This is a genomic window from Bradyrhizobium sp. 1(2017), assembly GCF_011602485.2.
GTDB lineage: Bacteria > Pseudomonadota > Alphaproteobacteria > Rhizobiales > Xanthobacteraceae > Bradyrhizobium.
The window spans coordinates 319,273-345,709 of record NZ_CP050022.2; the positions used below are offsets into that span (position 1 = coordinate 319,273).

Genomic DNA, 26,437 nt, shown 5'->3' on the forward strand with positions numbered 1-26,437 from the left:
TAGCAAATTTCTTGTCGGAGAGGGTTACATCTCCGTCATGGTTAGCGGATGGGGCAAATCCCGTTTGAACCCGGGCCACGGGACGGTGTTAGGGTAAAGTTCCCCTGAACGACGGAGGCGATCATGGCAGAACGGCTGACGGCGGAGGCGCGCAAGCAGGCGCTGGGCGGACTACCGGGCTGGGGAGAGGTGTCCGGCCGCGACGCCATCGGGAAGACCTTTGTCTTCAAGGATTTCAGCCAGGCCTTCGGCTTCATGACCCGCGCGGCGCTGGTCGCCGAGAAGATGGATCACCATCCGGAATGGCGCAACGTCTACAAGACGGTCGAGGTGGTGCTGTCGACCCATGACGCCGGCGGCGTCACTGCGCGCGACATCGAGCTGGCCAAGGCGATGAACGCGATCGCCGGCTGACGCCTTGCTGACGTCTTGCGGTGCCCAGCCTCATCCCCATCTTGTGATCAGCAGGTGATTGCGGCGATTCGCTGCTCCGGCTGCACGGGATGTACTTGAAGGGGACTACGTGAACATGGCTGCCGAGCACAGCGTCGGTTTCGAGCCGGCCGATCGGCTCGCGGAAGACCGTGAGGGCGTTCGCCGCCGCTTCTGGCGCAAGCTGAAGCGCGTCGCCGCGCAATTGCCGTTCGCGGAAGATCTGCTCGCCGCCTACTATTGCGCCTTCGATCGCCAGACGCCGCGCCACGTCCAGGCTTCGCTGCTCGGCGCGATCGCCTATTTCGTCCTGCCGTTCGACTTCGTTGCCGACGTGATGCCGATGCTCGGTTTCGTCGATGATGCCGCCGTGCTCGCCACCGCGATCCGCATGGTTGCCGGCCACATCACGAACGAGCACCGCGACGCCGCCCGCGCTGCGCTGAATCGCGGCCTGGACGAGGCGGAGCGGAATGTGGACTAGGACCGCGCCACTCTCACTCCTCTGTCGTCCTGGCGAAAGCCAGGACGACCAGGAGAGGGCGTGGGCTGCTACTTCTTCTCCGGCCCCGCCTGCGCCCGTGCGTTCTCCGCATCCCATGCCTTGAATTGCTTGAACAGCATTTCCCTGTCCGCGTCGGACACCTTTGCGGCCGCAGGATTCTGCTTCAGGAACGCCTCGAATCGCTTCTGCGTCACCGGCTCGACACCGTGTTTGTCGAGCCATTGCTGTGCCACCGGCAATCGGTTCCAGCCGGACAGAGGCGCCGGGAGCGAGACCTCCTTCCACTTGGGATGGAAGGGCGGGTTCTGAAGCGAGGGGAATTTCGTGAAGAACGCGTCCACGAACAGCGAGAGCTTGCGATAGCGCTCGGTGTTGGGCGCCCAATTGTACGCCGCGAGCACCGCGGGGACTGCGATGGTGTCCACGCTCTCGCCTTCCTTGATCAGGTTCGGATAGTCCTTGGCGGTCAGCGTTGCCGGCAGGTAGTCGCTCTGGAGCGGCTTTGCATAATCGACCTTCGCGAGATGGAAGCGACCGTCATTGTTGAAAGTCGAGACCGACTTATACGGCTTGCCGCCGACCACGATGACGGCGTCAATCGCGCCGGCCTTCAGCTTCTCCATTGCGATACGCTGCTCGACATAGACGAAATTCGCCTTGAGTCCGAGCCGTTCGAACACGGTGAGCGCGGTGACGAAGGTGCCCCCATTGGGCAGGTCGACGCTCACCGTCTTGCCTTCCAGATCCTTGAGCGTGGCGATCGACTTCGGCGCGATCACCTGCATCTCTTCATTGTAGAGCTTGGTCACATAGGTGAACTGCTTCTTGATGTCCTTGGCAAACCCCTTGCGCTCGAGATAGTCGAGCGTGTCGGCCCGCACGATGCCGAGATCGACACCCTGCAGGAACAGGATGTCGGCGACGCTCTGCACCGAGCCGCGGCCGACGATCGGCAGCACGCGGATCTTGTTGCCGTCGTCGAGCACCGAGGCGAGGTCGGCGCCGAACTGCACATAAGTGCCGCCGATCGTGCCGGTGATCAGCGTGACCGTGTTGGAGTTCAGCGCCTGCTTGGTCGAGGTCGAGCCGAACTGGAAGATGGCCTTCAGGCTGTCCGAAACCTTGGCGGGATCGTATTCGGTCTGCGACTCGGCACGTGCCGCGAAGGCACAGATCGTCATGATGGCGGCAAGCGCCATTCCCAAAGCGTTACGCATGATGTCCTCTAAATCAAAGAGTTTCTAGTTCTGAAGCTGGCCGAGGCGCTGCCGCGCGTCCGCCGATCCGAGTGCCGCGGCTTTCTGGTACCAATCGCGCGCGGCGGTCGCGTCGGCGGAGATGCGCCGCGAGTCGCTGGTGCCCAGCACCGCCGGGTCATAGCTCTGCGCTAGCATGAACGCAGCCGTCGCATCCTGCGCATTGGCCGCGCGTTCAAGCAGCAGGCGAGCCGCAGCGATATCGCCGACGCCCAGCAGGCTCTTCGCGCGCGTCATCAGCCCGGACAGCGTGTCGGCGTCGAGCGTCTTGGCGGGCGGAGGCGGCGCGGCCGGCGCTGCGACGGGCACAGGCGGTGCCGCAACGGGCGCGGGCGGAGCCGCGACGGGAACGGGCGTCTGGATTTGCAGCGCCGTCTGATAGGCGGTCGCGATCGCCTCACGGCTCGGCGTTGCCGGTGCAGGGATAGCCTGCGTGTCGGCGCTCGCTAGCCTCGTGTCGCTCACGCGGCCCGGATCCTTGAGCGGGGTCTGCGGTATGGCCGGCGTTCTGACCGACGCCATGGCCTGGTCCGCCGCGAAGCCTACCCAGTTACCGGCATTGGCGGCGAGGAGGCCGCGAAAGTCGGACTGAAATAGGGTAACCAGCACTGCCAGGGTGGATGCCACCAGAACGCCGGCGAGCACACGCGGGACAATTCTGGAGCGCAACTCCATCGGCCCATATTCACTTGGGTCCGGCGCACCGAGCGGATCGGACAAGAACAGTGGAACCGGATCGTCCTGCGAAAGGTCAGCCCGTGCCGCGCGGGCACGGACAAACGATGCGGTCTGCGGATGTGATGCGGTTCGATTGAAGTCGAACGCGCTCGCCTCGTTCGACGGGCGGTATGCCGTCGTCTCCATGGTGATGCTCCCCATTACTAACGCAACGCAGGGGCACTCCCGGCTTCAGTCTTCTTGCTTTTGTCCAGAAAGTTCCCTGTCAACTGGAACCGATAAATCGCCGTTTGAATCAGCCCAAAAAGCGACGACGATTTGTGCGAACTGGGAAATATTTGGGTTTGATTGGGGCGAAGCCGAGGAATGCACCGCAATCTTGCCGCGAATGGTTGAGAACGCCTTACCAAGCGGCCGCCCGGGGAACGGGTGCGACGATTCCGCTGTCCTACCCTCGCTTGACCGCGCATCCCGCACACCGCAGCCGCTTGGCTTTGCGTTGCGCTGTGTCTGGAGCAGTGGGTGGTCGCCCGGTCGAGCCGGGCGACCACAGTTGAGCGTGTAGCGCGCAGCGTCGCGACGACGTCGCTACGCTTCTGATCGGATCACGGGTGCAAGATCACCTTGCCCATCGCCTGACGTCCGGCGAGCACCTTCAATGCGTCCGCGGTCTGGGCCAGCGGGAAGGTGCGGTCGACATGCGATGAGATCTTGCCTTCCGCGGTCCATCTCACGAGCTTCTCGAGATTGGCGCGGTTCTTCTCCGGATTCTGCCGCGTCCAGGCACCCCAGAACACGCCGCGGATGTCGCAGCCCTTCAGCAACGCGAGATTCAGCGGCATTTTCGGAATGTCGCCGGCGGCAAAGCCGATCACGAGGAAGCGGCCCTCCCAGGCGATCGAGCGCAGCGCCTGCTCGGCATAGGTGCCGCCCACGGGATCGAAGATGATGTCGACGCCCTTGCCGCCGGTGAGCTTGCGCAGGCCTTCCTTCAAATCTTCCTTGGCGTAGTTCAGCGTCAGCTCGGCGCCATGCGCCTTGGCGAATTCGAGCTTCTCGTCCGACGAGGCGCAGGCGATCACCTTCAAGCCCATCAGCTTGCCGAGCTCGCAGGCCGCAAGGCCGGTGCCGCCGGCCGCGCCGAGCACCGCGAGCGTCTCGCCCGGCTTCGGGCTCGCGCGATCCTCCAGCGCATGCAGCGCGGTGCCGTAGATGATGATGATGCCGGCCGCGCGGTCATAGTCGAGATTGTCGGGGATCTTCACGATCGAAGCCGCCGGCAGCGCGATCTTCTCACGCGCGCCGTTGTGGCCGCAGGATGCGACCACGCGATCGCCGACTTTCAGATCGGTCACGCCAGCGCCGATGCTCTCGATCACGCCGGCGACTTCGGCGGCCGGCGAGAACGGGAAGGGCGGCTTGATCTGGTACTTGCCCTGGATCATCAGGATGTCGAAGAAGTTCAGCGCCGCCGCCTTGATTGCGATCACGGCTTCGCCCGGGCCCGCCACCGGATCCGGCACCTCAGTCAGCACGAGGTCGTCGGGCTGGCAATATTGCGAGCAGAGGATGGCTTTCATGGCAGCACCTTGGGGCGTTTCGAGTGGAATTATAGTTGGCCCGGTTTTGCCGGATTTGGAGCGGCCCGACAATCCGGATTCTTTGCCCAAAGCGATGCGCAGACCTATCCTCACGTCATTGCGAGCGCAGCGAAGCAATCCAGACTATTTCCGCGGCGCGGACTCCGGATTGCTTCGTTGCGCTAGCGGCAACAGCGAGGATTCAAACGATGTTTGAAACAGGCCTGCTCAAGAACAAGCGCATCCTCGTGACCGGTGGCGGGTCGGGCCTTGGCGCTGCGATGGCGCGCCGTTTCCTTGCACTCGGCGCCGAGCTCGTGATCTGCGGCCGCAAGCACGATCGGCTCGAGGCAACGGCGCGTGAGATGCGCGAGGAGACTGGCGGCAAGGTCACGACCATCGCCTGCGACATTCGCGACGGTGCTGTCGTCGATGGCATGATGGACGCGATCTGGCGCGAGGCACCGCTCGACGTTCTCGTCAACAACGCCGCCGCAACGTTCATCGCGCAGAGCGAGCACCTGTCGCTCCGCGCCGCGGATGCGATCCTGGCGCCGACGCTGCATGGCGCGATGCATTGCACGCTCGCCGCCGGCAAGCGCTGGATCGAGGGCAAGCACAACGGCGTCGTGCTCTCGATCCTGTCGACCTCGACCATCACCGGCCGCGCCTTCACAATGCCGTCCGCGATGGCGAAGTCGGCGGTGCTGGCGATGACCAAAAGTCTCGCCGTGGAATGGGGCCCGAAGGGCATCCGCACCGTTGCGATCGCGCCGGGTCCGTTCCCGACCGCGGGCGCATCGGGGCAACTCCGCCCCGAAGGCCGTGACGACAGCTGGGCCGCGCGCAATCCGCTCGGGCGCACGGGCGAGCACGGCGAGCTAGCCGACCTCGCCAGCTTCCTGGTCTCGGATGGCGCCCGCTACATCAATGGCGAGATGGTGGTGATCGACGGTGGCGCGCATCTGCGCAGTTCCGGCGCCGAGGACCTGCTCGGCTGGAGCGAGGCGCAATGGGCCGAGCAGCGCGCCGCGCGAAGCAAAAGCTAGCTGTTGTCATCGCGCTAACTGCCTTCCCAAATTGGACTTTTCCGGCTATCCCTGCCCGGGGACAAAGCGCGGCCGGGCCATCTTCCAGTCACAATATTGAGGGAACCACTCCAGCATGTGGCGGGTGCTGATTTTAGCTTTGATGACTGGCGTCATGGCCGGTGGGGTCACCGACCCCGCGCGGGCGCAGTCGGCGCAACCGGCGCCCAAGTCTGCTCCGGCGACACCGAAGCCGGCCGCGCCGGCGGCTAATACGACGGCCAAGTCGGCCGCAAAGCCAGAGAGTAAACCTGCGACGCCGCCCCCAGCGATTGCGGGCGGCGCAGAGCCGACGCTGATCGGGCAGTTCGGCACCTGGGGCGCCTATTCGGCGACACCCAACGGCAAGAAGGTCTGCTTCGCGCTGGCCAAGCCGTCGGCGTCGAAGACCAACCCGCCGAACCGGCCGCGCGATCCCGCCTATGCCTTCGTCTCGACCCGGCCGGCGGAGAAGGTGAACAACGAAGTCTCGGTCATGATCGGCTATGCGCTGAAGCCGGGCTCGGAATCGTCGGTCGAGGTCGGCGGCGCCTCCTTCGCGATGTACACGCAGGGCGACGGCCTCTGGATCAAGAATGCGGCCGAAGAGGAGCGGATGGTCGAGGCCATGCGCAAATCCGCCGATCTCGTGGTCAAGGGCGTCTCGGCCAAGGGCACCGAGACGACCGATACCTTCTCGCTGAAGGGCCTCGCCCAGGCACTCGACAAGATCGCCCAGGACTGCAGGCGTTGAGGCTGCAGGCGTTAAGACTGCAGGCGGTATCACGGTCGCAATCGGCGGCCCCGGTTGCTATATAGAGCCGGTTCCAAGCTTCTCCGTCATTCCGGGATGGTCCGAAGGACCAGACCCGGAATCTCGAGGTTCCGGGTCCGATGCTCCGCATCGCCCCGGAACGACCACCTGATCAGGTCCATTCAATGCAACCGACTGCCGAGCCGCACAACGCAATCCTGGTGGAGAAGACTCCGCTCGAAACCTATGTGCCGCCGGCCAAGCCGTCGCTGATCGGCCTGTCGCGCGCCGAGCTTGCCGATCGCCTCGGCGAGATCGGCGTGGCACCGGCGCAGCGCAAGATGCGCGTGCAGCAGCTGTGGCACTGGCTTTATTTCCGCGGCGCCCAGAGCTTCGACGACATGACCTCGATCTCGAAAGGAATCCGCGCCGAGCTCGCGCAGCATTTCACCGTCGATCGGCCCGAGGTCGTGGCCGAGCAGATCTCCAGCGACGGCACCCGCAAATGGCTGCTGCGGCTGCCGAGCGGCGACAATGTCGAACGCGCGCATGAAGTCGAGTGCGTCTACATCCCCGAGACCGACCGCGGCACGCTCTGCGTCTCCTCGCAGGTCGGCTGCACCCTGAACTGCGCCTTCTGCCACACCGGCACGCAGCGCCTGGTGCGCAACCTCACCGCCGGCGAGATCGTCGGACAGGTGATGGTCGCACGTGACCGCCTCAATGATTGGGCCGATCGCGAGGACGGCACGCGCCGCGTCACCAACATCGTGATGATGGGCATGGGCGAGCCGCTCTACAATTTCGACGCGGTGCGCGATGCGCTGCTCATCGTTGGCGACAATGAGGGCATCGGCATCTCCCGCCGCCGCATCACGCTGTCGACCTCGGGCGTGGTGCCGAACATCGTGCGCGCCGGCGAGGAGATCGGCGTGATGCTCGCGATCTCGCTGCATGCCGTGCGCGACGAGCTGCGCAACGAGCTGGTGCCGCTCAACCGCAAATACCCGATCAAGGAGCTGCTGCAGGCCTGCCGCGACTATCCCGGCGCGTCCAATGCGCGGCGCATCACCTTCGAATATGTGATGCTCAAGGGCGTCAACGATTCGCTCGACGATGCGAAGCTGCTCGTGAAGATGCTCAAGGGCATTCCGGCCAAGATCAATCTGATTCCGTTCAATCCCTGGCCCGGCACGGCCTATGAATGCTCGGACTGGGACCAGATCGAAAAATTCTCCGAATACATCTTCAACGCCGGCTATTCCTCGCCGGTGCGTACCCCGCGCGGCCGCGACATCCTCGCCGCCTGCGGCCAGCTCAAGTCGGAGACCGAAAAGCTCAGCGCACGCGAGCGCCAGGCGCTGCGCGCCATGGCGATGACGGATTAGCTTGTTATGCCCGCGCTCTCGCATCCTCGTCATTGCGAGGAGCGTAGCGACGAAGCAATCCAGACTGTCTCCGCGGACGCATTTCTGGATTGCTTCGATGCGCTCGCAATGACGGCAAAGGTGGCTTTCCCTTCATGTCCCTGATCGGCCGCCTCGTCGTCATCTTCATCGGCTTCCTCGCCGCCTGCTTTGTCGGCGGGATGATCGTCGTCGTTGCATTGCTGTTTCCGGAGTTCGCCGATCTCGGTGCCGGTCCCGTCGACCAGGGCACGATCGACATCCTGCTCGGTTTCGGTTTCATCTTCGTCTCCGGCTTTGCGCTGGTGCCGGCAGCGGTGATCGTCGCGATCACCGAAGCGCTCTACATCCGCAGCGCGCTCGCTTATGCCGTCGGCGGCGGTCTCGTCGGGCTCGCCTGCTATCTCGGTCTCGTTCCCTTTCACCCCGACACGTTCCAGTTCGAGGGGATCGTGCGGCGGCATCTGGAAATCATGACCGGCGCGGGCATCGCCGCGGGCGTCGTCTACTGGCTGATCGCCGGCCGCAACGCCGGTGCTTGGCGCGATCCGCCGCCCGCGCGGAGACCGCCGCCGCCGCTGCCGTCGAATTCGAGGCCGGATGCGCGGTGAAACAACGCGCCGGCACATTCCCGGCCTGGCGCGCAGCTGCGCGCGGGGGGGCCGGGACGACGTCGTTGAAGCATTGCGCTACAGCCAATCCGCGCTCGCTTGTGCCGCTCGCCGCGACAGTTTCCGGGGTTTTCATCCCCTTCTCACTCCGCTAAACCGCGCGCCATGAACCGGACTGGACTTTTCATCGCCCTGGCGCTGTGGCTCGTGATCGGCGTCGTCTTCGGCCTCTATCCCGAGCTCGATCTCAAGCTTGCCTCGCTGTTCTTCGACCCCGAGACGAGGGCGTTTCCGCTCAAGCTGAACGGCTGGGCCAGCTTCGCGCGGGATGCGGCGATGTGGATCGCCTGGGCGTTCGTGTTGCCGTCGCTCGTCGCGCTCGTGGTCAAGTTGATCCGGCCCGACCGGCCGCTGCTGGTGTCGGGGCGCGCGATGGTGTTCCTGCTGGTGACGATCATCATGTCGGCTGGCATTCTCACCAACCTGACCTTCAAGACCTATTGGGGACGTCCGCGTCCGGTGGTGGTGACGCAGTTTGCCGGCGACCAGCAGTTCGTGCCGTGGTGGGATCCGCGGGGCGGCTGCGCGCGCAACTGCTCATTCTTCTCGGGCGAGGGCGCGACCGCCTTCTGGACCCTGGCACCCGCCGCGCTGGCCCCGCCGGCATGGCGGCCGCTCGCCTATGCCGGCGCCGTGGTGTTCGGCGCCTTGACCAGCGGCCTGCGCATGGCCTTCGGCGGACACTTCTTCACCGATGTCGCGATTGCCGGCCTCGTCAGTTTCGTCGTGATCTGGCTTGCCTATGCCCTGATTTACCGCTGGCCGCGGACGCGATTCTCGGACGAGGCGGTCGATGCGGCCCTGACCCGCCTGGCCATGCCCGGCTACCGCCTCCGCCAGCGCCTGTTCGGCGGCAAGACCGGTCCCGCGCCGTCGATTTGAGCCATTAAATGGGTGCCGAGGCGTGCGAAATTTGATATTCGCGCGGTCAAACCCGCCCAGACGTCAGCCCTTGAGACCCGATTGGAAGCGCCATGACCACGATCCTGAAAAGCCTGCCCAAGGGTGAGAAAGTCGGCATCGCTTTTTCCGGCGGCCTCGACACCTCAGCGGCGCTGCTCTGGATGAAGCAGAAGGGCGCGCGCTGCTACGCCTACACCGCCAACCTCGGCCAGCCGGACGAGGCCGACTACAACGAGATCCCGCGCAAGGCGCAGGAGTTCGGCGCCGAGAAGGCCCGGCTCGTCGATTGCCGCACGCAGCTTGTCCACGAGGGTATCGCCGCGATCCAGTCGGGCGCCTTCCACATCTCGACCGGCGGCATCACCTATTTCAACACCACCCCGCTCGGCCGTGCCGTCACCGGCACGATGCTGGTCGCGGCGATGAAGGAAGACGGCGTCAACATCTGGGGCGACGGCTCGACCTTCAAGGGCAACGACATCGAGCGCTTCTACCGCTACGGCCTGCTCACCAACCCCGGCCTGAAGATCTACAAGCCCTGGCTCGACCAGCAGTTCATCGACGAGCTCGGCGGCCGCGCCGAGATGTCGGCGTTCATGACCGCGCAGGGCTTCGCCTACAAGATGAGCGCCGAGAAGGCGTACTCGACCGACAGCAATCTGCTCGGCGCCACGCACGAGGCCAAGGATCTCGAAAGCCTCGACAGCGGCATCAAGATCGTCAACCCGATCATGGGCGTACCGTTCTGGCGCGACGACTGCACTGTGAAGGCCGAGAAGGTCGTGGTGCGTTTCGAGGAGGGCCAGCCGGTTGCGCTCAACGGCCAGACCTTCCCTGACCCCGTCGCGCTGTTCCTCGAAGCCAATGCGATCGGCGGCCGCCACGGCCTCGGCATGAGCGACCAGATCGAGAACCGCATCATCGAGGCCAAGAGCCGCGGCATTTACGAAGCGCCCGGCATGGCGCTCCTGCACATCGCCTATGAGCGTCTCGTCACCGGCATCCACAACGAGGATACCATCGAGCAGTACCGCATCAGCGGCATGCGTCTCGGCCGGCTGCTCTATCAGGGTCGCTGGTTCGACTCGCAGGCCCTCATGCTGCGCGAGACCGCGCAGCGCTGGGTCGCGCGCGCCGTCACCGGCGAGGTCACGCTCGAGCTGCGCCGCGGCAACGATTATTCGATCCTCAACACCGAGAGCCCCAACCTCACCTACGCGCCGGAACGGCTCAGCATGGAGAAGGTCGAGGACGCCGCGTTCTCGCCGGCCGACCGCATCGGCCAGCTCACCATGCGCAACCTCGACATCGCCGACACGCGCACCAAGCTCGGTCTCTACTCGAAGACCGGTCTGTTGTCGGGCACGGAGGGCTCGCAGATCTTCAGGCTCGAAAGCGACAAGGGCTGATTGTTGTCGCGATCGTGCTACGGGCTGGTCGATGGCATTGCCGGCCCTGCGGCGAATACCAGCTTCACACAGCTGCGGAACAGCAGGATCTGTCGCTCCAGCCGCTTCGGGTCGTTGAGCGTTTTCGACATGATGATCGCGCCGTCGACGACGCACGAGACCATCTCGGCGAGATCGTCGAGCTCAATCGCCTCGCGCGGTGGATAGACTGCGGCGATGCCGTCGAGGATCGCGCGGAAATGCGCATTCCAGCTCCTGACTGATTGCGTGGTCAGGTCGCGAACCTGCCGGTCGAACAAGCGCTCCTGATAGCAGATGCTGGCAATCAGGCAGCCGGGATGACCGTTTGGCAGATCGCCCATGATCTCGGCGAGCAATTTCAGGGAGATCAGGAAGGACTGGAGCGGGTCGTCCGAAAGCTCGCGTCCCCGCCGGAAGATTTCGTCGAACAGCCGATCGTTCGTTTCCACATACCGGCGCAGCATCTCCCGCGCCAGCGCGTTCTTGTCCCTGAAATGATAGAAGAAGCCGCTCCTGGTGAGTCCGGCCTCGGCGATGACCTCGTCGATCGAGGTCGCGGCGAAGCCTTTTGCGAGCACCGCCGTTTCCGCGATCTCGAGAATGCGTTCGCGCGTCGCTTCGCCCTTTCCCATCGATCCCTCCAAAACCGTACCAGCGGTGCGGAATCCGCCGCGTGCGGCAGACGTCCGATCCGAGGGCCCCGCGCAAGCCTCTGATTTGTCATCTGTTTGCGGGTGGAAGTTCAGCCGCACCATCAGGCTTCTAGAGCAGCGCGACATTATGCGGCACCAATGGTCCGAGACCGAGGGCGGGCATGACGCGACCGAACGACGAGAGCGCCCCGTGCAAATGATGGAGTGATCAATGGCCACATACAGACACGGCCTGCCGCAGCACCGCGGCGGCATTTTCCTGACCGACGGCGGCTTGGAAACCACCCTGATCTTTCACGAAGGGCTGGAGCTGCCCCATTTCGCGGCATTCGTGCTGCTCGACCGCGCCGATGGCCGCGCGGCTCTGAAGCGCTACTACGAAGCCTATCTCCGCGTCGCCCGGCAGCATGGGCTCGGCTTCGTGCTCGACAGCCCGACCTGGCGTGCCAACCCCGATTGGGCCGCCAAGCTCGGCTACGATGCGGCCGCGCTCAAGACCATCAACATGCGCTCCATCCGTTTCCTGGAGGAATTGCGCGGTGAATGGGAGAGTTCAGGCGCGCCTTGCGTGATCAACGGTGCAATCGGCCCGCGAGGCGACGGCTACAAGGCCGGCAACATGGATGCGGCGGAGGCGGAAGCCTACCACTCCGCCCAGATATCGGCGTTCTCCGAGGCAGGCGCCGACATGGTGACCGCGTTCACGCTGAACAGCATCAACGAGGCCGTCGGTGTGGTGCGTGCGGCCAGGCGGCAGGAAATTCCGGTTGCGATCTCTTTCACGGTCGAGACTGACGGTCGCCTCGTCAGGGGAGAGTCCCTGCGCGAAGCGATTGAAGCGGTCGACGATGCAACGGAGCGGGCTTGCGAATACTTCCTGATCAACTGCGCGCATCCGACCCACTTCGAGAATGCGCTCGCGACCGGCGAGGCATGGGTCAAGCGCATTCATGGTGTCAGAGCCAATGCGTCGACCAAGAGCCATGCCGAGCTCGACGAGTCCGAGACTCTCGACAGCGGCGATCCCGTCGATCTCGGCCGCCGTTACCTTTCGCTCAGGCGCGCATTCCCGGACATGCGGATCCTCGGTGGCTGTTGCGGCACCGATCATCGGCATGTCGCCGCCGTTTGCGAGGCGTGCCTGCCGACAGGAGCGTTGACTGCGTGATACGATGAGGTGGCCGGCATCGCTCCCGGCTGTCTGTCCTTGCAGGTCTCGTTTCGGCTTGGCGGTGCGGGGATAGGCGCGTGATGGCGAAGAGCGACAAGCGTTCAGGGCGCTTGGGTGAGGCCCTTTGCCACCCGGTCGGCCGATATGTGACTTAATGACGGTGTCATTCTCGATCGCTACGTTTGCCGCTCCTGTCCGGAATCGGCATCGCGGAGCATCGAACATGGTCAAGGGGCCGGCCGTCGCCTCTCTCATCGCCCTCTGTTGGACATCGTCACTGTCGGCACAGACGGTCTATCCGATTGATCGTGCAGAGATCCTCGCCGGGGCCCAGTTCGACTTCAAGGTCGAGTTTCCCGGGCCCGTCGATCCCGCCAAGCTGAAGGTGACGGTCAACGGCGCGGACTATGCCGCCGCGTTCGGCCGTTCGGGCACCTTCATCGACCGCGAGGACGGCAAGGAGCAGTCGGCCCTGATCCTGCGCGACGTCGCGCTGACCAAGCCGGGCAGCGTCGCCGTGGACGTCAGCGACGGCACGCGCCAGCGCAGCGTCACATGGACGGTCTACGACACGGGCCCGCGCAAGGCGAAGAACGTCATCCTGTTCATCGGTGACGGCATGTCGCCGGCGCACCGCGTCGCGGCCCGAATCCTGTCCAAGGGGATCTCGGAGGGCAAGAGCCGCGGCAAGCTTGCGATCGACGACATGCCTCAAATGGCACTGGTGGCAACCGCCGGCTCGGACTCGATCATCACGGACTCCGCGAACTCGGCCAGCGCCTATGCGACCGGGCACAAGAGCGCCGTCAACGCGCTGGGTGTCTATGCGGACCGCACCGCAAGCGCGTTCGACGATCCCAGGGTCGAAACCATCACCAGCCTCGCCAGGCGGCGGCTCGGCATGGCGATCGGCGTCGTCACCAATACCGAGATCGAAGACGCGACGCCGGCGGCGATGGTCGCGCACACCCGTCGGCGCGCCGCCTATGACGAGATCGTCGAGCAGTTGTTCGCGGCCAAGCCGGATGTGCTGATGGGCGGTGGCAGCGCGAATTTCCTGCCGAAATCTGCCGCCGGCTCCAAGCGCAAGGACGAAACGGACTACATCGCGAAGTTTCGTGACGCCGGCTACCAGGTCGCGACCACCGCGAGCGAGCTCAGCGCTTCTGCCGCAAAGCCGGACACCAGCAAGCTGCTCGGCCTGTTCGCCACCGGCAACATGGACGGCGTGCTCGACCGCAAATTCCTCAAAGGCGGCGGCGTGAAGAAGTTTCCCGAGCAGCCTGACCTGACCGAGCAGGTGAAGGCAGCGCTGAACGTCCTCGCCAAGAACGAGGCCGGCTTCTTCCTGATGGTCGAGTCCGGACTGATCGACAAATACGCGCACGTCCTCGACATGGAGCGGGCGGTCTACGACACGATCATGCTCGACAACGCGGTGCGCCAGACGCGTGAATGGGCGCGTGCGCGTGGCGACGACACGCTCATCCTCGTGCTCGCGGACCACAATCATCCCAACAGCCTCGTCGGCACCGTGAACGACGACATGGGCGCGGTGCCCAACGTGCCGCTGCGCGAGCGCGTCGGCGTCTACGACCAGGCTGGATTTCCCAACTATCCGGCGCCCGATGCGGAGGGCTATCCGTCACGCGTCGATGTGAGCCGCCGGCTCGCGATCTTCTCGGCCAGTCTGCCGGACCACTACGAGACGTTCCGTCCGAAGCTCGACAATCCCAATGAGCCGACCGTCAAGGCCGGCGATGACGGGACCTTCAAGGCCAACGACAAATACAAGGACGTCCCGGGCGCGGTGCTGCGCCCCGGCAACCTGTCGGCCATGATCGGCGCCAGCGTGCATTCGGGCGAGGACGTCATCCTGACGGCGACCGGTCCTGGCAGCGAGCGTGTGCGCGGCTCGATGGACAATACCGAGGTCTTTCGCGTCATGGTCGACGCGCTCGGGCTTGCCGCCGCGCAATAGCGGCGACACGCGGGCCAAACAAAAATGGCCGGGATCGCTCCCGGCCATTTCTCTTGTGCGCAGATCTCACTGGCGCGGCGGAGGCGGTGCCGCGCTGGCTTGGCCACCGTTGAGCAGCGGCGTGATGCGGCGGACGGTGACGCGCCGGTTGATCAGGCTCGGTCCCGTCGTCTGCTCCTTGAGGTACTGCTCGCCATAGCCCTGCGACGTCAGGTTCTCCGCAGGCACATTGAACTGCTGGGTCAGCAATTCGGCTGCGGCCTGCGCGCGGCGATCCGACAGTGACAGATTGTCGACGTCGTTGCCGACCGCATCGGTGTGGCCCTCGATCAGGAACACCTCCTGCGGGTTGGCCTGGATCGCCTGGTTGATGCCGTCGGCGATCACTTGCAGCCGCGCCGCCTGGTCTGGCGGAATGGTCCACGATCCCGTCTCGAAATTGATCGTGTTGACGTCGATGCTCGGCATCTGCATGCGAACATTGGGGCTGTAGCGGATCTCGTCGAGCGAGTAGCGCCGATCGATCCGTTGCACCGGCGGGGCCCGCATCGTGTCGTAGATCACCTGCGGCGATGCCTCCTGGGCGTCGACGATGTAGCGATCATAGGGGATGCTGACCACCGGGGGCGGAACGTCGACATAGAAGCCGCCGACCGCGCGCGGGTCGCGGTAGCTGTTGTCGATGATCACGATCTCTCGTCCCCGCGGATCCCTGCGGATTCGGCGCAGCAGCGAACCGTCGGCGCCGACCACGGTAATCACCTCGCTGCCATCGGGGCGGACCACGACGGTGCGGGTCTCGCCGCCGACCGTGTCGGTGCGGATGTCGCGGGCGCCATAGCGGAAGCGATAGAGATCGTTGCCGCGGACATAGGCCTGCCCGCCCGGATCGCGGATGATGATGCGGTCCGGCTCGGTGTAGACGGTGCGGCCGCCTTCGACGACCTCGCGCCGCTGGCCGTGGATATCGGCGATGGTCGCGCCGATCACGGCGCCGGCCACCACGCCTGCGCCGATCGCGAGCGGCGTCAGGTCACGCTGCTGCGGCCGTGGCGGAGGCGGCAGCGGTGCTGCGACTGTCGGTGCGGCCCGGAAGGCCGGCGCAACCGTCGGCGGCGCGTATTGCGCCCTGTTCGGCGGTGGTGCTGCGGCCGGCGTGCCAGGGACGACGGTCGGCGCTGCGGCGCCGGCGGGAGGCGCCGGGGGCCGGGCCGGGGCGCCAGCCTGAGGCGGCGCGGCCGGAGCTCCGGCTGCGGGTGCGCCCGCAGGAGGCGTTGCACCCTGTTGGCCCGGGGCCGGGGTCGCCGTCGGGGCGACGCCCGGGGCCGGTGCTGCACCGGGACGTCCGGGCGGCGGCGTTGCGGCGCCGGGCGCCGGCGTGGCCGTCGGAGCCGGCGCGGCGCCGGGAGCCGGCGTCGGCGATCCTGCAGCCGGAGGCGTGCCGGGACGGGCTCCGGGCGGCGGTGCGCCCGGACGGCCCGGTGGCGGTGCAGCGGGCGTGCTGCCGGGGGCCGGGGTCGCAGTCGGTGCGGGAGATGTTGTCGGTGCGGGTGTGGTTGCCGGCGCAGGTGCGCCCGGACGCGCCGCGGGTGCCGCTGCCGGAGCAGGGGGCGTCGCCGTGGGCGCGGGTCGCGCCGAGGGAGGCGGTGGGGGCGTCGGAGCCGGGCGAGCCGCGGGCGCGTGCTGCTGCGGAGCCGCCGCGGGAGGCGGTGGCGTGGGAGCCGGGCGTGCTGCGGGCGGTGTCGGAGCATGCTGCTGCGGCGCCGCGGCCGGCGGCGGCGAAGGCTGTTTCGGCGCGGCAGGCGGCGGAGGTGGCGGCGGCGGGGCCGGACGAGCCGCAGGAGGAGGCGGAGGCGCTGCGGGGCGCGGCGGTGCGGCAGCCGGCGGAGGCGCGGCGGGCGGTCGAGGCGGTGCAGCTGCGGGGGGCGGTGCGGCCGGGCGGGCGGGGGCTGCAGGCGGCGCCGCTGCCGGCGGTCCCTTCGGAGGCTGCTTCGGTTTTCCGTCAGGGCCCGTCTCTTGTGGCTGGGCCTGCGCAACCACGAGCGGCGGCGCACTTTGCGCATGCGATGCGGAGCTTGCGAACTGCATCGCAGTGAGAGCCGTCGTTGCAAGCAGCACGAAACGAAGGTTGGTCATGGTGGTGAACTTCCCCGGAAGGTTCTTTTGACGAAGTGTTGGGATGAACAGCTATGCGTTAGGCCGGAATGTGGCGGGCCAAGCAGGCGCGGGCCGATTTATTTCTGCACGCAAATCACCTCACTTTGGTGACGTTCATTGCGCATTCAGACGCAGGTTGCAATCGCCTCACATGTGATCGCTCGCCTCACGTGTGATGCCGCGGCGAACGTGCGTCCGTCGCGGGATTGGGCGTGCGCGGTCCGTTCGGTCCGCGTGGTGGAATCTCTTCGGGAGTATGACCGGGCAATTCATCTGGCCGCGGTGTTTCGCCGGGCTCGCGCATCGGCGGCGTGATGTCGGGCTGTGGATTGCCCGGCGGAATCCCCGGCGGTGGCTCGGTCGGAGTCCCCGGTGTCGCCGGTGGAATCTCGGGCGGCTCGATCGGCATCGGCACCTTCGTGATCATTTGTCCAGAGGACAATAACGATGACGCCGTGCCGATGTTCCCGGTTTGCGTGGTCCGGAAAGCGGCTTATTCCGGTGCGTGGCAGACAGCCTCGATGTTGTGGCCATCAGGATCGAGCACGAACGCACCGTAATAATTCGCATGGTAGTGCGGGCGGATGCCGGGCGGGCCGTTGTCGCGTCCACCCGCTGCGATCGCCGCCTTGTAGAATGCATCCACGGTGGCGCGGTCCTTGGCTGCGATGGCGACGTGCACCGGCTTGTTCATGGCGCCCTCCGCGCCGAACCAGAAGTCCGGCTTGCCGTTGACGCCGAATCCCGCGGCCGCGGCGTGCCCGGTCTGCTCCGCCGTCACCTCCATGATCAGGCTGTAACCGAGCGGCTCCAGCGCCTTGGTGTAGAATGCTTTGGCGCGCTCATAGTCGGAGACGGAGAAACCCAAATGGTCGATCATTGCAACCTCCGTTGTTCGCTCCTGTCAGCGCGACAGGAACGTGTTGCTCCGCGTCTTGCGCGCGATCACGTAACCGCGCGCGACCATGTCGGCAATGCAATCCTGCTGCCATTCGTTGTGTGACAGGTGCTCGATGACGACAGCGCGCGGCCACAGCGATGGCGGCGCGTCGCGGAAGAAGCCGATCAGCACGCGGTCCTCAAATCCCTCGACGTCGATCTTGAGCGAATCGACCTGGCCGACGCCGGCTTCGTCGAGAATGCGCGTCAGGCGCAGCGACGGCACCTTGATCGCATCGGTGCTCGCGGGGCCGGTGACGACGTGGGTGGCGCCGAGATTGCCGCCCCCGGTCTCGATCATCAGCTCGCCGTCGCTGTCGCCGGCGGCAGCCTGTATCAGGCGGACCTGCGTCGCCCTCGATGCGACGTGATTGAACGCGAGCCGCGCAAACGTCAGCGGATGAGGTTCGATCGCAACGACCTTGCCTGATGGTCCGACCTGCCGCGCCATCACCAGTGCAAAGGTGCCGACATTGGCGCCGACATCGACGAACACGCCGCCGGCCGGTGTGTGCTGGCGCAGGAAGTCGAGCTCGTCGAGATTGTAGTCGGGATTGAACAGCGCGCCGCGCTCGGTCGCGCTGCCCTGGTGATAGAGACGGAACGATGCGCCCTGATATTGCACGTCGACCGGGCCGCCGCGCAGCAGATTGACCAGCCGCGACATCCACGGCCGGAACGCCCCGCGCTTCAGCCCCGAACGTGTCGCGAGGCTGATGATCGCGGCCTGCGCCGCGTTCGGCGCAAACGCGCCGAATGGCGCGGACGAAGGGGCATTGTCGGTCGGCAAGCAGGCGATCCTCGTTGCAGGCGGCGCATGCATAGCCGGTTTTGATGAGGACTCCAACGCTCGATCGGGGCCACAATCTCGGTGTCGTCCCGGCGAAGGCTGGGACCCATACCCCCAGGGAGAAGTTTTGGCGAAGCTGGTAACTCCTGGTCTTCGCAAAACTCAATTTTGTGGTTAGGGGTCCCGGCCTTCGCCGGGACGACGACTGAAAATTTTGCTCGTGTGAGCACGAGAGAAAACCTACGCCGCCTTCTTCGGAGCCTTGCGCTGGCGCAGGAAGCGGCCGAGCAGCTTGCGCCTGCCCTTGCGCGGGACCAGGTCGATGTCGCTGACGAGCTTGGCACCGCCCTTGCGGCGCTCCAGTACGATCTTGCGGCTGTGGAAGGCCTCCAGCTCGGCGCGGTGCGCGACGCTGACGATGGTCGCCTTGGGCAGCGCGTCGGTGATGATCTTCATCATCTTGTCCTGGCTCTTCTCGTCGAGCGCGGAGGTAGCCTCGTCGAGCACGACGATGTCGGGGTTATGCAGCAGCAGCCGTGCGAAAGCGAGGCGCTGCTTCTCGCCGCCCGACAGCGTCTGGTCCCATGGCCCCTCTTCCTCGATCTTCTCCTTGAGATGGTCGAGCCCGACCTTGTGCAGCGATTCGCCGATTTCATCCACGGTCCAGTGGTCGGCCGCGCCGGGATAGGCGACCGCGCGGCGCAGGGACCCCGAGGGCACGTAAGGCCGCTGCGGCAGCATGAACAGCCGCCGGTCGGGATGGAAGTTGACGCTGCCGCCGCCCCAGGGCCAGAGCCCGGCGATGGCGCGCACCAGCGTGCTCTTGCCGGTGCCGGATTCGCCGGCGACCAGGAGCCGCTCGCCCGGCTCGATCACCACTTCGGTCTCCCCGACCACGGCGGTGCCGTCGTCGAGCGTGACCGAAAGATCCTTCAGCTCCAGCATGGCCTCGTTGCTGGTCTCGCCACGCTTGATGCGGCCGAGGCCATCGCCCTGTTCGGCGCGTTCGAGACCGTCGAGCGACATCATCAGGGAGGCGATGCGGCGCGCGCAGGCGTTCCAGTCCGCGAGCCGCGGATAATTGTCGACCAGCCAGCCGAACGCGCTCTGCACGATGGTGAAGGCGGAAGCGGCCTGCATCACCTGGCCCAGCGTCATGCTGCCGTCGAGGAATTTTGGCGCACACAGCAGAAGAGGGACCACGGGCGCAACGAGGCTCGAGCCCTGCGACACCAGCGTGGTGCGCATGTGCTGGCCGGCAAGGCGGGCCCATTGCCGGAGCACGCCAGTGAAATTGCGGTCGATGCCGCCGCGCTCTTCCTCCTCGCCGCCGAGCAGCGCGATGCTCTCGCCATTCTCGCGCACGCGCGTCAGCGTATAGCGGAAATCGGCCTCGGTCTGGTTCTTGTCCTCGGATACCTGCACGAAGCGGCGGCCGATCACCAGGATCGAGCTGGAGGCGATCGCGGCGTAGAGAATCGCGGCGATCACCAGGAAGCCGGGAATGGTGATGCTCGAGCCGCCGAGCGTGACGGTGAGCGCGCCGCCGATGGTCCATAGCACGAGGATGAAGGTCACGGCCGATAGCAGCGCGGAGGTCACGCCGGCGAGGAAATCGACCGGCGAGTCGGTCGCGATGCGCAAATCCTCGGCGATCCGGTATTCCGGATTCTTGTGGTCGCCGCCGACGAGATTGAGCTGATAGTAGCGCCCGTTGGCGAGCCAGCGCGTCAGCACGCTGCTGGTGAGCCAGGCGCGCCAGCGCCGCTGGATGCTCATGCGCGCGAACACCTGCGCCACGGCGAGCACGATGCTGCCGATCGCGAGCGGGAAGAATACCGCCGTGAGATGGAAGACACTCGCCGCATCGCGCTTCTCGATGGCGTCGAAGATCGCGCGATTCCAGACATTGATGCCGTACTGGAAGCCGACGGTCAGGACGATCAGCCCGCCGAGGCCGATCGAGAACGGCCAGGCCAGACGATCGCCCTTGCGGCCCCAGAAGCCGCGGGCGCTGATCCAGAAGCGCGTCAGCAGATAATCCTTGCGGATCTGCTCGGCTTCCTCCGGTGACAATTCGGGGTCGGGTTCGACCAGCTCGGGCGGCGGCGGTGCCACGTCATCGCCGTTCTCGTCCTTGATCTCGACGATGGGCGGCGTCTTGCCCTGTTCGCGCTGTGCGGCCGGCTTGTGCATGAGCGGACAACGCAAGGGAAATCAAACGGTTCCCTCGGGTTCCGACCGCCGGATCACTCGGCGGCGCCGTCGCGGACGCGCCGCAGCCGCGCGGCCCGGTGCAGAACCCGGGACAGTTCCTCTATCGAATAGGGCTTTTGCACGAGATCGAGGCCGGTCGCGCCGTCCTGAGACAGGGCCTGGCTGTAGCCCGTGGTCAGCACGACCGGCACGCCGATGCCGCGCTCGCGGACCGCCTTTGCCAAATCGAGGCCGGTCATCCCGGGCATCACCACGTCCGAGAACACGACGTCAAAGCGATCCGCGTCCACAACGAGCTCGGCGAGGGCATCGGTCGCATTGTCGACCAGCGTGATGCTGTAGCCGAGCTCGGTGAGGCCATCGGCGGCAAAATTGGCGAGCTCGATATTGTCCTCGACCACCAGAACCGACATGCCGCTACCGGCCACGGCCGGCGCCGTGTTCGGCGCCTGCCGCTGCGGTAAGAGGTCCGGCGGCACGCGCGGCAGGTAGAGCGAGAAGGTGCTGCCTTGCCCCACCTCGCTCGTCGCCGTCACTTCGCCGCCGGATTGCCGGGCGAAGCCGAACACCTGGGACAGGCCGAGACCGGTGCCGTGACCGACCTGCTTGGTGGTGAAGAACGGCTCGAAGATGCGCCCGAGGCGCGCGGCCGGGATGCCGATGCCGGTGTCGGTGACAGTGACGCGGAAAAAACCATGATGGCCCGCGGGGGCTGGCATGTCCGGAATGGCCGTCGCGGCCTCGACCCCGAGGATGATCCTGCCCTTGCTCTGCATGGCGTCGCGCGCGTTGGTTGCCATGTTGATCAGCGCCGTCTCGAACTGGCCGGCATCGGCATCGACGAGACAGGGCTCCGCCGGCAGCCGCATCGTGATTTCGATCGCGGGGCCGAGTAGCGTTGCCAGCATATCGTGCAGCGACTGCACCCGCTGGCCGACGTCGAACACCTCGGGCTTCAGAGTCTGGCGCCGCGCAAAGGCGAGCAGCTGGGAGGTCAGCTTGGCGGCGCGCGCGACCGAATCTGCAATGGCCGTGATGTAGCGTTGCCGCCGCTCCTCCGTCAGTTGCGCGCGATTCAAAAGGTCGACCGAGGCGCGGATCACGGTCAGCAGATTGTTGAAGTCGTGCGCGACGCCGCCGGTGAGCTGCCCGAGCGCCTCCAGGCGCTGGCTGTGCTTGAGCGCGTCCTCGGCTTCGCGCCGAGCGGCGGCTTCGGCCTGGAGATGCTGGGTGCGGCGGAATGCGAAGGCGAGCAGCAGGAACAGGAGTGCCGTGGCGGGGACGCCGAACACCAGGTGCTGGCCCATGGTGGCAAACCAGCGTGCGCGGATCGCCGAGCTCTCGAGCCCGGCGCTGACATAGATCGGATACTGGGCGATGCGCCGGTAGCCGATGCGCCGCTCGATCCCGTCCGACGGCCAGGCGATGGTCATCAGGCCATGCTCGGGGCTTGCGGCGATCTTCTGGCCGACAGGTCCGCCCGGATCGAGCCGGACGTCGCGGTCGCGCCGTGGGTAATTCGCGAGCAACACACCATCGGCGCGGCCCATCGCGAAGAAGCTGCCGGGATCGGAACCGATCCTGGCGTAAAAGCTCTCGAAATATTCCGGCAGGACGGAGGCCTGGATCACGCCGATGAAGCTGCCGTCGTCGGAGTCGCGCCGGCGGCTGACGCTGAAGAAGCGGGCGCCCTGATAGGGGGGACGCGGCGTCAGTGCCATGCCGATGAAAGTGCCGATGCTCTGGTCGATGTGGGCATAGAAGTAATCGCGGTCCGCAAAGCCCAGCTCCGGCGGCGGCGAGGCGAGGCTGTTGACTAGCGCTTTTCCGTCCGCGTCGAAGATCCAAGCCGATTTGAGCTGCGGCAGCGAATCGGCCAGGCGCTTCAGGCGGTGGTGCAACGCCGGCTCGCGCGTGCGGATGGTGTCGTCGGAAAGGCCGCGCACCACCTCGTTGAGCTCGGCAAGGCTGCGGTCGATGGTCTCGAACACCTTGAGCGCATGCTCATGCGCGACATCGAGCGTGCGCTCGATCTCGCGGTCGGCGGTGTCTTTTGTCGATTTGTACGAGATGGTGGACGCGATGACGAACAGCGCAACAGGCAGCGCCAGGGATGCAGCCATCATCCACTGCAACAGTTTCAGCGAATTGCGTTGCGCTCCCTGCACGGCTCCGATCCCTGGTCGGAGCTTAGCTGACTTTCCCGCTCGGAAGGAAGTCTCTTGTGATGAGAACCGGAGGTTGTACTGCGCCGGTTCACGCGCGAGGCCTCGTGGAGCCAAATTCCACTGCGGCTGGCCGCGGGGGTGGAATGCCCCGGCCGTTCAGGCCGGGGACCGCAGCACGAATGGCCTCTAGATCTGCCGCTCGACCATCTTGAGCTTGAGCTCGGCGATGGCCTCGGCGGGGTTGAGGCCCTTCGGACAGGCCTTGGCGCAGTTCATGATGGTGTGGCAGCGATAGAGGCGGAACGGGTCCTCGAGATTGTCGAGCCGCTCGCCGGTCGCCTCGTCGCGCGAATCGGACACCCAGCGGTTGGCCTGCAGCAGTGCGGCGGGGCCGAGATAGCGGTCGCTGTTCCACCAATAGCTCGGGCACGAGGTCGAGCAGCAGGCGCACAGGATGCACTCGTAGAGGCCGTCGAGCTTCTCGCGGTCCTCGTGACTCTGGCGCCATTCCTTCTGCGGCGTCGGAGAGGTCGTCTTCAGCCACGGCTCGACGGAAGCGTATTGTGCGTAGAAATTGGTGAGGTCGGGAACGAGGTCCTTCACCACCGGCTGGTGCGGCAGCGGGTTGATCTTCACCGCGCCGTCCTTCACGTCGTGCATCGAGCGGGTGCAGGCCAGCGTGTTCTGGCCGTCGATGTTCATCGCGCAGGAGCCGCAGACGCCTTCGCGGCAGGAGCGGCGGAAGGTCAGCGACGGGTCGATGTGGTTCTTGATCCAGATCAGGCCGTCCAGCACCATCGGACCGCAATCATTGGTGTCGACGTAATAGGTGTCGACGCTCGGATTCTTGCCGTCGTCCGGATTCCAGCGATAGACCTTGAACTCGCGGAGCTCGGTCGCGCCCGCGGGCTTCGGCCAGGTCTTGCCGCCTGAGATCTTGGAGTTCTTCGGAAGTGCGAATTCAACCATTTCGATAAGGCCTTCGCTGTTCGATCAATACACGCGCGCCTTCGGCGGGATGTACTGCACGTCGTTGGTCATGGTGTAGTTGTGAACCGGGCGATACTCGATCTTGACCTTGCCGGAATCGTCCAGCCAGGCCAGCGTGTGCTTCATCCAGTTCTTGTCGTCGCGCTCGGAGAAGTCCTCGCGGGCATGCGCGCCGCGGCTCTCGGTGCGGTTGGCGGCCGAGTTCATCGTTACCACCGCCTGCGAGATCAGATTGTCGAATTCGAGCGTCTCGACGAGGTCCGAATTCCACACCAGCGAACGGTCGGACACGGCGATGTCGGTGATGCCGCTGTGGACCTTCTGGATCAGGTTCTGGCCTTCGCTCAGGACCTCGCCGGTGCGGAACACCGCGCAATTGTTCTGCATCACGTGCTGCATGCCTTCGCGCAGCTTCGCGGTCGGCGTGCCGCCGGAGGCGTAGCGGTAATGGTCGAGGCGGCCGAGCGCGAGCTCGGACGAGTTCGCCGGCAGCTCGGGCTGCTTGGCGTTGGGCGTGAGCTTCTCGGCGAGGCGGAGCGCCGCGGCGCGGCCGAACACCACGAGGTCGATCAGCGAGTTGGAGCCGAGGCGGTTGGCGCCGTGCACGGAGACGCAGGCAGCTTCGCCGATCGCCATCAGGCCGGGGATGATGGCGTTGTCGTCGCCGTCCTTCTTGGTCAGCACCTCGCCGTGATAGTTCGTGGGGATGCCGCCCATGTTGTAGTGCACGGTCGGCACGATCGGGATCGGCTCGCGCGTCACGTCGACATTGGCGAAGATTTTTGCGGATTCGGAGATGCCCGGCAGGCGCTCGGCGAGCACCGCGGGATCGAGATGGTCGAGATGCAGGAAGATGTGGTCTTTCTTCTTGCCGACGCCGCGGCCTTCGCGGATCTCGATGGTCATCGCGCGCGAGACGACGTCACGCGAGGCCAGATCCTTTGCGGACGGCGCGTAGCGTTCCATGAAGCGCTCGCCCTCGGAGTTGACGAGATAGCCGCCCTCGCCGCGCGCGCCCTCGGTGACGAGGCAGCCCGAGCCGTAGATGCCGGTCGGGTGGAACTGCACGAACTCCATGTCCTGCATCGGCAGGCCGGCGCGCAGCACCATGCCGCCGCCGTCGCCGGTGCAGGTGTGCGCCGAGGTGCAGGAGGCATAGGCGCGGCCGTAGCCGCCGGTCGCCAGGATCGTGGTCTGAGCGCGGAAGCGGTGCAGCGTGCCGTCGTCGAGCTTGAGCGCGATGACGCCGCGGCAGGTGCCCTGATCGTCCATGATCAGGTCGATGGCGAAGAACTCGATGAAGAACTCGGCCGCGTGGCGCAGCGACTGGCCGTACATCGTGTGCAGCATGGCGTGGCCGGTGCGGTCGGCAGCGGCGCAGGTGCGCTGCGCCTGGCTCTTGCCGAACTCGGTGGTCATGCCGCCGAACGGGCGCTGGTAGATCTTGCCGTCCTCGGTGCGCGAGAACGGCACGCCCCAATGCTCCAGCTCATAGACCGCGTCGGGCGCGTTGCGCACCATGTATTCGATCGCGTCCTGGTCGCCGAGCCAGTCCGACCCCTTCACGGTGTCGTACATGTGCCAGCGCCAATCGTCCTTGTGCATGTTGCCGAGCGAGGCGGAGATGCCGCCCTGCGCCGCAACCGTGTGCGAGCGGGTCGGAAACACCTTGGTGATGCAGGCGGTGCGCAGGCCCGCTTCGCTGCAGCCGACCACGGCGCGCAGGCCCGCGCCGCCGGCGCCGACGACGACGACGTCATAGGTGTGGTCTTCGATCGGATAGGCTTTGCCGTTGGTGGCGGGAGCGCCGTTGCCCGAGCCATTCGTTGTGGTGGCCATGGGTTACACTCCGGATGACAGTTTCAGGATCGCGTAGGTGGCGGCGAGCGCCACGCCGACCGAGAAGAAATTGTTGAGCATGATCAAGACGAGCTTCAGCTTCTCGTTATGGACGTAGTCCTCGATCACCACCTGCATGCCGATCTTCATGTGCCAGGCGCAGGCGAAGATGAAGAGGAGCAGGATCACCGCGACGGGAACGGAGCTCAGAGTCTGCGCCACGTAGACCTGGTTGCGGCCGAGCAGCATCATGATGATCACCAGCGCCGGGATCATCAGCAGCGTCATGGCGACGCCGGTGATGCGCTGGCGCCAGAAATCGGACGTGCCGGAATGCGCGGCGCCGAGATTGCGGACGCGGCCGAGCGGGGTGCGCATGCTGCGCTTCGGCGTATCGGCTGAGCTCATCGGCCGCCTCCGTTCGCATAGGCGATGATCCAGATCAGCACCGTCAGCGCGATGCCGCCGATCAGGGCGCCCCAGGTCAGCGCTTCGCGCTCATTGGCCTTGAAGCCATAGCCGAGATCCCAGACGAAGTGCCGGATGCCGCTGAGCATATGGTGCATCAAGGCCCAGGTGTAGCCGAACACGATCAGCCGTCCGATGATGCTGCCGGTGAAGGCCTGGACGTGCGCGTAGGCGGCGGGGCCGGTGGCTGCGGCAACCAGCCACCAGACCAGCAGCAGGGTTCCGACATAGAGGGCGATGCCGGTGGCGCGATGGACGATGGACAGAGCCATCGTCAGCGTCCAGCGGTACACTTGCATGTGTGGCGAAAGTGGTCGTTCGATCCGTGCGGTCATGGGCTTTGATGTTGTATGGCGGCCCAGCAGGGGGCGCGCGGGGATCG

24 protein-coding genes are annotated in these 26,437 nt (G+C 65.8%); 10 read left to right on the forward strand and 14 right to left on the reverse strand.

Annotation, left to right across the window (positions count from 1 at the left end):
- Nucleotides 1–123: 123 nt before the first annotated feature.
- The gene (locus HAP40_RS01520) at nucleotides 124–414 is read left to right on the forward strand and encodes a 4a-hydroxytetrahydrobiopterin dehydratase (protein ID WP_166811419.1); all 291 of its coding nucleotides are present in this window, start codon (nucleotides 124–126) and stop codon (nucleotides 412–414) included.
- Between the two features lie 115 nt (nucleotides 415–529).
- A complete protein-coding gene (locus HAP40_RS01525; RefSeq protein WP_166811417.1) occupies nucleotides 530–916 on the forward strand; it encodes a YkvA family protein in 387 nt (128 codons plus the stop codon).
- Between the two features lie 68 nt (nucleotides 917–984).
- On the opposite strand, the gene HAP40_RS01530 is transcribed toward HAP40_RS01525, so the two are convergent.
- The 3 genes from HAP40_RS01530 to HAP40_RS01540 form a co-directional block, all read right to left on the reverse strand.
- The gene (locus tag HAP40_RS01530; RefSeq protein WP_166811415.1) at nucleotides 985–2,154 is read right to left on the reverse strand and encodes a TAXI family TRAP transporter solute-binding subunit; all 1,170 of its coding nucleotides are present in this window, start codon (nucleotides 2,152–2,154) and stop codon (nucleotides 985–987) included.
- 24 nt (nucleotides 2,155–2,178) lie between these two features.
- On the reverse strand, nucleotides 2,179–3,057 hold the full coding sequence (locus HAP40_RS01535) for a hypothetical protein (RefSeq protein WP_166811414.1): 879 nt from the start codon (nucleotides 3,055–3,057) through the stop codon (nucleotides 2,179–2,181).
- A 419-nt stretch (nucleotides 3,058–3,476) separates the two neighbouring features.
- Nucleotides 3,477–4,451, reverse strand: a complete 975-nt coding sequence (locus HAP40_RS01540) for an NADPH:quinone oxidoreductase family protein (RefSeq protein WP_166811412.1) — start codon at nucleotides 4,449–4,451, stop codon at nucleotides 3,477–3,479.
- Nucleotides 4,452–4,660: 209 nt separating this feature from the next.
- Here HAP40_RS01540 and HAP40_RS01545 point away from each other — a divergent pair, with 209 nt between their 5' ends.
- The 6 genes from HAP40_RS01545 (at nucleotide 4,661) to argG (ending at nucleotide 10,661) form a co-directional block, all read left to right on the forward strand.
- Complete coding sequence (locus tag HAP40_RS01545; RefSeq protein ID WP_166811410.1) at nucleotides 4,661–5,500, forward strand: SDR family oxidoreductase; 840 nt, start codon at nucleotides 4,661–4,663, stop codon at nucleotides 5,498–5,500.
- A 115-nt stretch (nucleotides 5,501–5,615) separates the two neighbouring features.
- On the forward strand, nucleotides 5,616–6,272 hold the full coding sequence (locus HAP40_RS01550; RefSeq protein WP_166811408.1) for an invasion associated locus B family protein: 657 nt from the start codon (nucleotides 5,616–5,618) through the stop codon (nucleotides 6,270–6,272).
- A 185-nt stretch (nucleotides 6,273–6,457) separates the two neighbouring features.
- Nucleotides 6,458–7,660: a 23S rRNA (adenine(2503)-C(2))-methyltransferase RlmN gene (gene rlmN, locus HAP40_RS01555; RefSeq protein ID WP_166811406.1), complete on the forward strand. Its 1,203-nt coding sequence runs from the start codon at nucleotides 6,458–6,460 to the stop codon at nucleotides 7,658–7,660.
- Nucleotides 7,661–7,794: 134 nt separating this feature from the next.
- Nucleotides 7,795–8,289: a hypothetical protein gene (locus tag HAP40_RS01560; protein WP_166811404.1), complete on the forward strand. Its 495-nt coding sequence runs from the start codon at nucleotides 7,795–7,797 to the stop codon at nucleotides 8,287–8,289.
- 165 nt (nucleotides 8,290–8,454) lie between these two features.
- Nucleotides 8,455–9,231 carry a phosphatase PAP2 family protein gene (locus tag HAP40_RS01565; protein ID WP_166811402.1) on the forward strand — a complete coding sequence of 259 codons (777 nt, stop codon included), beginning with the start codon at nucleotides 8,455–8,457 and terminating at the stop codon, nucleotides 9,229–9,231.
- A gap of 92 nt (nucleotides 9,232–9,323) precedes the next feature.
- Entirely contained in the window at nucleotides 9,324–10,661 is a 1,338-nt protein-coding gene (argG, locus tag HAP40_RS01570) for an argininosuccinate synthase (RefSeq protein ID WP_166811400.1), read from the forward strand.
- A gap of 17 nt (nucleotides 10,662–10,678) precedes the next feature.
- Here the strand turns inward: argG and HAP40_RS01575 are convergent, their stop codons facing one another.
- Nucleotides 10,679–11,314, reverse strand: coding sequence for a TetR/AcrR family transcriptional regulator (locus tag HAP40_RS01575; RefSeq protein WP_166811398.1), 636 nt, complete (start codon nucleotides 11,312–11,314; stop codon nucleotides 10,679–10,681).
- 232 nt (nucleotides 11,315–11,546) lie between these two features.
- Here HAP40_RS01575 and HAP40_RS01580 point away from each other — a divergent pair, with 232 nt between their 5' ends.
- Complete coding sequence (locus HAP40_RS01580) at nucleotides 11,547–12,503, forward strand: homocysteine S-methyltransferase family protein (RefSeq protein WP_166811396.1); 957 nt, start codon at nucleotides 11,547–11,549, stop codon at nucleotides 12,501–12,503.
- Nucleotides 12,504–12,729: 226 nt separating this feature from the next.
- The gene (locus HAP40_RS01585; protein ID WP_166811394.1) at nucleotides 12,730–14,487 is read left to right on the forward strand and encodes an alkaline phosphatase; all 1,758 of its coding nucleotides are present in this window, start codon (nucleotides 12,730–12,732) and stop codon (nucleotides 14,485–14,487) included.
- Between the two features lie 66 nt (nucleotides 14,488–14,553).
- Here the strand turns inward: HAP40_RS01585 and HAP40_RS01590 are convergent, their stop codons facing one another.
- From HAP40_RS01590 to sdhC, 10 genes are all read right to left on the reverse strand, one after another.
- Nucleotides 14,554–16,623, reverse strand: coding sequence for an OmpA family protein (locus HAP40_RS01590; protein ID WP_166811392.1), 2,070 nt, complete (start codon nucleotides 16,621–16,623; stop codon nucleotides 14,554–14,556).
- Nucleotides 16,624–16,810: 187 nt separating this feature from the next.
- Nucleotides 16,811–17,053 carry a hypothetical protein gene (locus tag HAP40_RS01595; RefSeq protein ID WP_166811390.1) on the reverse strand — a complete coding sequence of 81 codons (243 nt, stop codon included), beginning with the start codon at nucleotides 17,051–17,053 and terminating at the stop codon, nucleotides 16,811–16,813.
- An 84-nt stretch (nucleotides 17,054–17,137) separates the two neighbouring features.
- Nucleotides 17,138–17,524, reverse strand: coding sequence for a VOC family protein (locus HAP40_RS01600; RefSeq protein WP_166811388.1), 387 nt, complete (start codon nucleotides 17,522–17,524; stop codon nucleotides 17,138–17,140).
- 24 nt (nucleotides 17,525–17,548) lie between these two features.
- Nucleotides 17,549–18,373: an FkbM family methyltransferase gene (locus HAP40_RS01605; RefSeq protein WP_166811386.1), complete on the reverse strand. Its 825-nt coding sequence runs from the start codon at nucleotides 18,371–18,373 to the stop codon at nucleotides 17,549–17,551.
- Between the two features lie 240 nt (nucleotides 18,374–18,613).
- Nucleotides 18,614–20,569, reverse strand: a complete 1,956-nt coding sequence (locus HAP40_RS01610; RefSeq protein ID WP_166811384.1) for an ABC transporter ATP-binding protein/permease — start codon at nucleotides 20,567–20,569, stop codon at nucleotides 18,614–18,616.
- Nucleotides 20,570–20,622: 53 nt separating this feature from the next.
- Nucleotides 20,623–22,758 carry an ATP-binding protein gene (locus HAP40_RS01615; protein WP_166811382.1) on the reverse strand — a complete coding sequence of 712 codons (2,136 nt, stop codon included), beginning with the start codon at nucleotides 22,756–22,758 and terminating at the stop codon, nucleotides 20,623–20,625.
- Nucleotides 22,759–22,944: 186 nt separating this feature from the next.
- On the reverse strand, nucleotides 22,945–23,727 hold the full coding sequence (locus tag HAP40_RS01620) for a succinate dehydrogenase iron-sulfur subunit (protein WP_166811380.1): 783 nt from the start codon (nucleotides 23,725–23,727) through the stop codon (nucleotides 22,945–22,947).
- Between the two features lie 24 nt (nucleotides 23,728–23,751).
- Complete coding sequence (gene sdhA / locus HAP40_RS01625; RefSeq protein ID WP_166811378.1) at nucleotides 23,752–25,587, reverse strand: succinate dehydrogenase flavoprotein subunit; 1,836 nt, start codon at nucleotides 25,585–25,587, stop codon at nucleotides 23,752–23,754.
- 3 nt (nucleotides 25,588–25,590) lie between these two features.
- Complete coding sequence (sdhD, locus tag HAP40_RS01630; RefSeq protein WP_166811376.1) at nucleotides 25,591–25,995, reverse strand: succinate dehydrogenase, hydrophobic membrane anchor protein; 405 nt, start codon at nucleotides 25,993–25,995, stop codon at nucleotides 25,591–25,593.
- Nucleotides 25,992–26,390, reverse strand: a complete 399-nt coding sequence (sdhC, locus tag HAP40_RS01635; RefSeq protein ID WP_166811374.1) for a succinate dehydrogenase, cytochrome b556 subunit — start codon at nucleotides 26,388–26,390, stop codon at nucleotides 25,992–25,994. Before sdhC ends, sdhD begins: the two co-directional genes overlap by 4 nt.
- Nucleotides 26,391–26,437 lie beyond the last annotated feature (47 nt).

Bases quoted from the DNA above. Each gene is read 5' to 3' on its own strand.
- HAP40_RS01520 (WP_166811419.1), top strand. From the start codon at position 124: ATGGCAGAACGGCTGACGGCGGAGGCGCGCAAGCAGGCGCTGGGCGGA.
- HAP40_RS01525 (WP_166811417.1), top strand. From the start codon at position 530: ATGGCTGCCGAGCACAGCGTCGGTTTCGAGCCGGCCGATCGGCTCGCG.
- HAP40_RS01530 (WP_166811415.1), bottom strand. From the start codon at position 2,154: ATGCGTAACGCTTTGGGAATGGCGCTTGCCGCCATCATGACGATCTGT.
- HAP40_RS01535 (WP_166811414.1), bottom strand. From the start codon at position 3,057: ATGGAGACGACGGCATACCGCCCGTCGAACGAGGCGAGCGCGTTCGAC.
- HAP40_RS01540 (WP_166811412.1), bottom strand. From the start codon at position 4,451: ATGAAAGCCATCCTCTGCTCGCAATATTGCCAGCCCGACGACCTCGTG.
- HAP40_RS01545 (WP_166811410.1), top strand. From the start codon at position 4,661: ATGTTTGAAACAGGCCTGCTCAAGAACAAGCGCATCCTCGTGACCGGT.
- HAP40_RS01550 (WP_166811408.1), top strand. From the start codon at position 5,616: ATGTGGCGGGTGCTGATTTTAGCTTTGATGACTGGCGTCATGGCCGGT.
- rlmN (WP_166811406.1), top strand. From the start codon at position 6,458: ATGCAACCGACTGCCGAGCCGCACAACGCAATCCTGGTGGAGAAGACT.
- HAP40_RS01560 (WP_166811404.1), top strand. From the start codon at position 7,795: ATGTCCCTGATCGGCCGCCTCGTCGTCATCTTCATCGGCTTCCTCGCC.
- HAP40_RS01565 (WP_166811402.1), top strand. From the start codon at position 8,455: ATGAACCGGACTGGACTTTTCATCGCCCTGGCGCTGTGGCTCGTGATC.
- argG (WP_166811400.1), top strand. From the start codon at position 9,324: ATGACCACGATCCTGAAAAGCCTGCCCAAGGGTGAGAAAGTCGGCATC.
- HAP40_RS01575 (WP_166811398.1), bottom strand. From the start codon at position 11,314: ATGGGAAAGGGCGAAGCGACGCGCGAACGCATTCTCGAGATCGCGGAA.
- HAP40_RS01580 (WP_166811396.1), top strand. From the start codon at position 11,547: ATGGCCACATACAGACACGGCCTGCCGCAGCACCGCGGCGGCATTTTC.
- HAP40_RS01585 (WP_166811394.1), top strand. From the start codon at position 12,730: ATGGTCAAGGGGCCGGCCGTCGCCTCTCTCATCGCCCTCTGTTGGACA.
- HAP40_RS01590 (WP_166811392.1), bottom strand. From the start codon at position 16,623: ATGACCAACCTTCGTTTCGTGCTGCTTGCAACGACGGCTCTCACTGCG.
- HAP40_RS01595 (WP_166811390.1), bottom strand. From the start codon at position 17,053: ATGCCGATCGAGCCGCCCGAGATTCCACCGGCGACACCGGGGACTCCG.
- HAP40_RS01600 (WP_166811388.1), bottom strand. From the start codon at position 17,524: ATGATCGACCATTTGGGTTTCTCCGTCTCCGACTATGAGCGCGCCAAA.
- HAP40_RS01610 (WP_166811384.1), bottom strand. From the start codon at position 20,569: ATGCACAAGCCGGCCGCACAGCGCGAACAGGGCAAGACGCCGCCCATC.
- HAP40_RS01620 (WP_166811380.1), bottom strand. From the start codon at position 23,727: ATGGTTGAATTCGCACTTCCGAAGAACTCCAAGATCTCAGGCGGCAAG.
- sdhA (WP_166811378.1), bottom strand. From the start codon at position 25,587: ATGGCCACCACAACGAATGGCTCGGGCAACGGCGCTCCCGCCACCAAC.
- sdhD (WP_166811376.1), bottom strand. From the start codon at position 25,995: ATGAGCTCAGCCGATACGCCGAAGCGCAGCATGCGCACCCCGCTCGGC.
- sdhC (WP_166811374.1), bottom strand. From the start codon at position 26,390: ATGACCGCACGGATCGAACGACCACTTTCGCCACACATGCAAGTGTAC.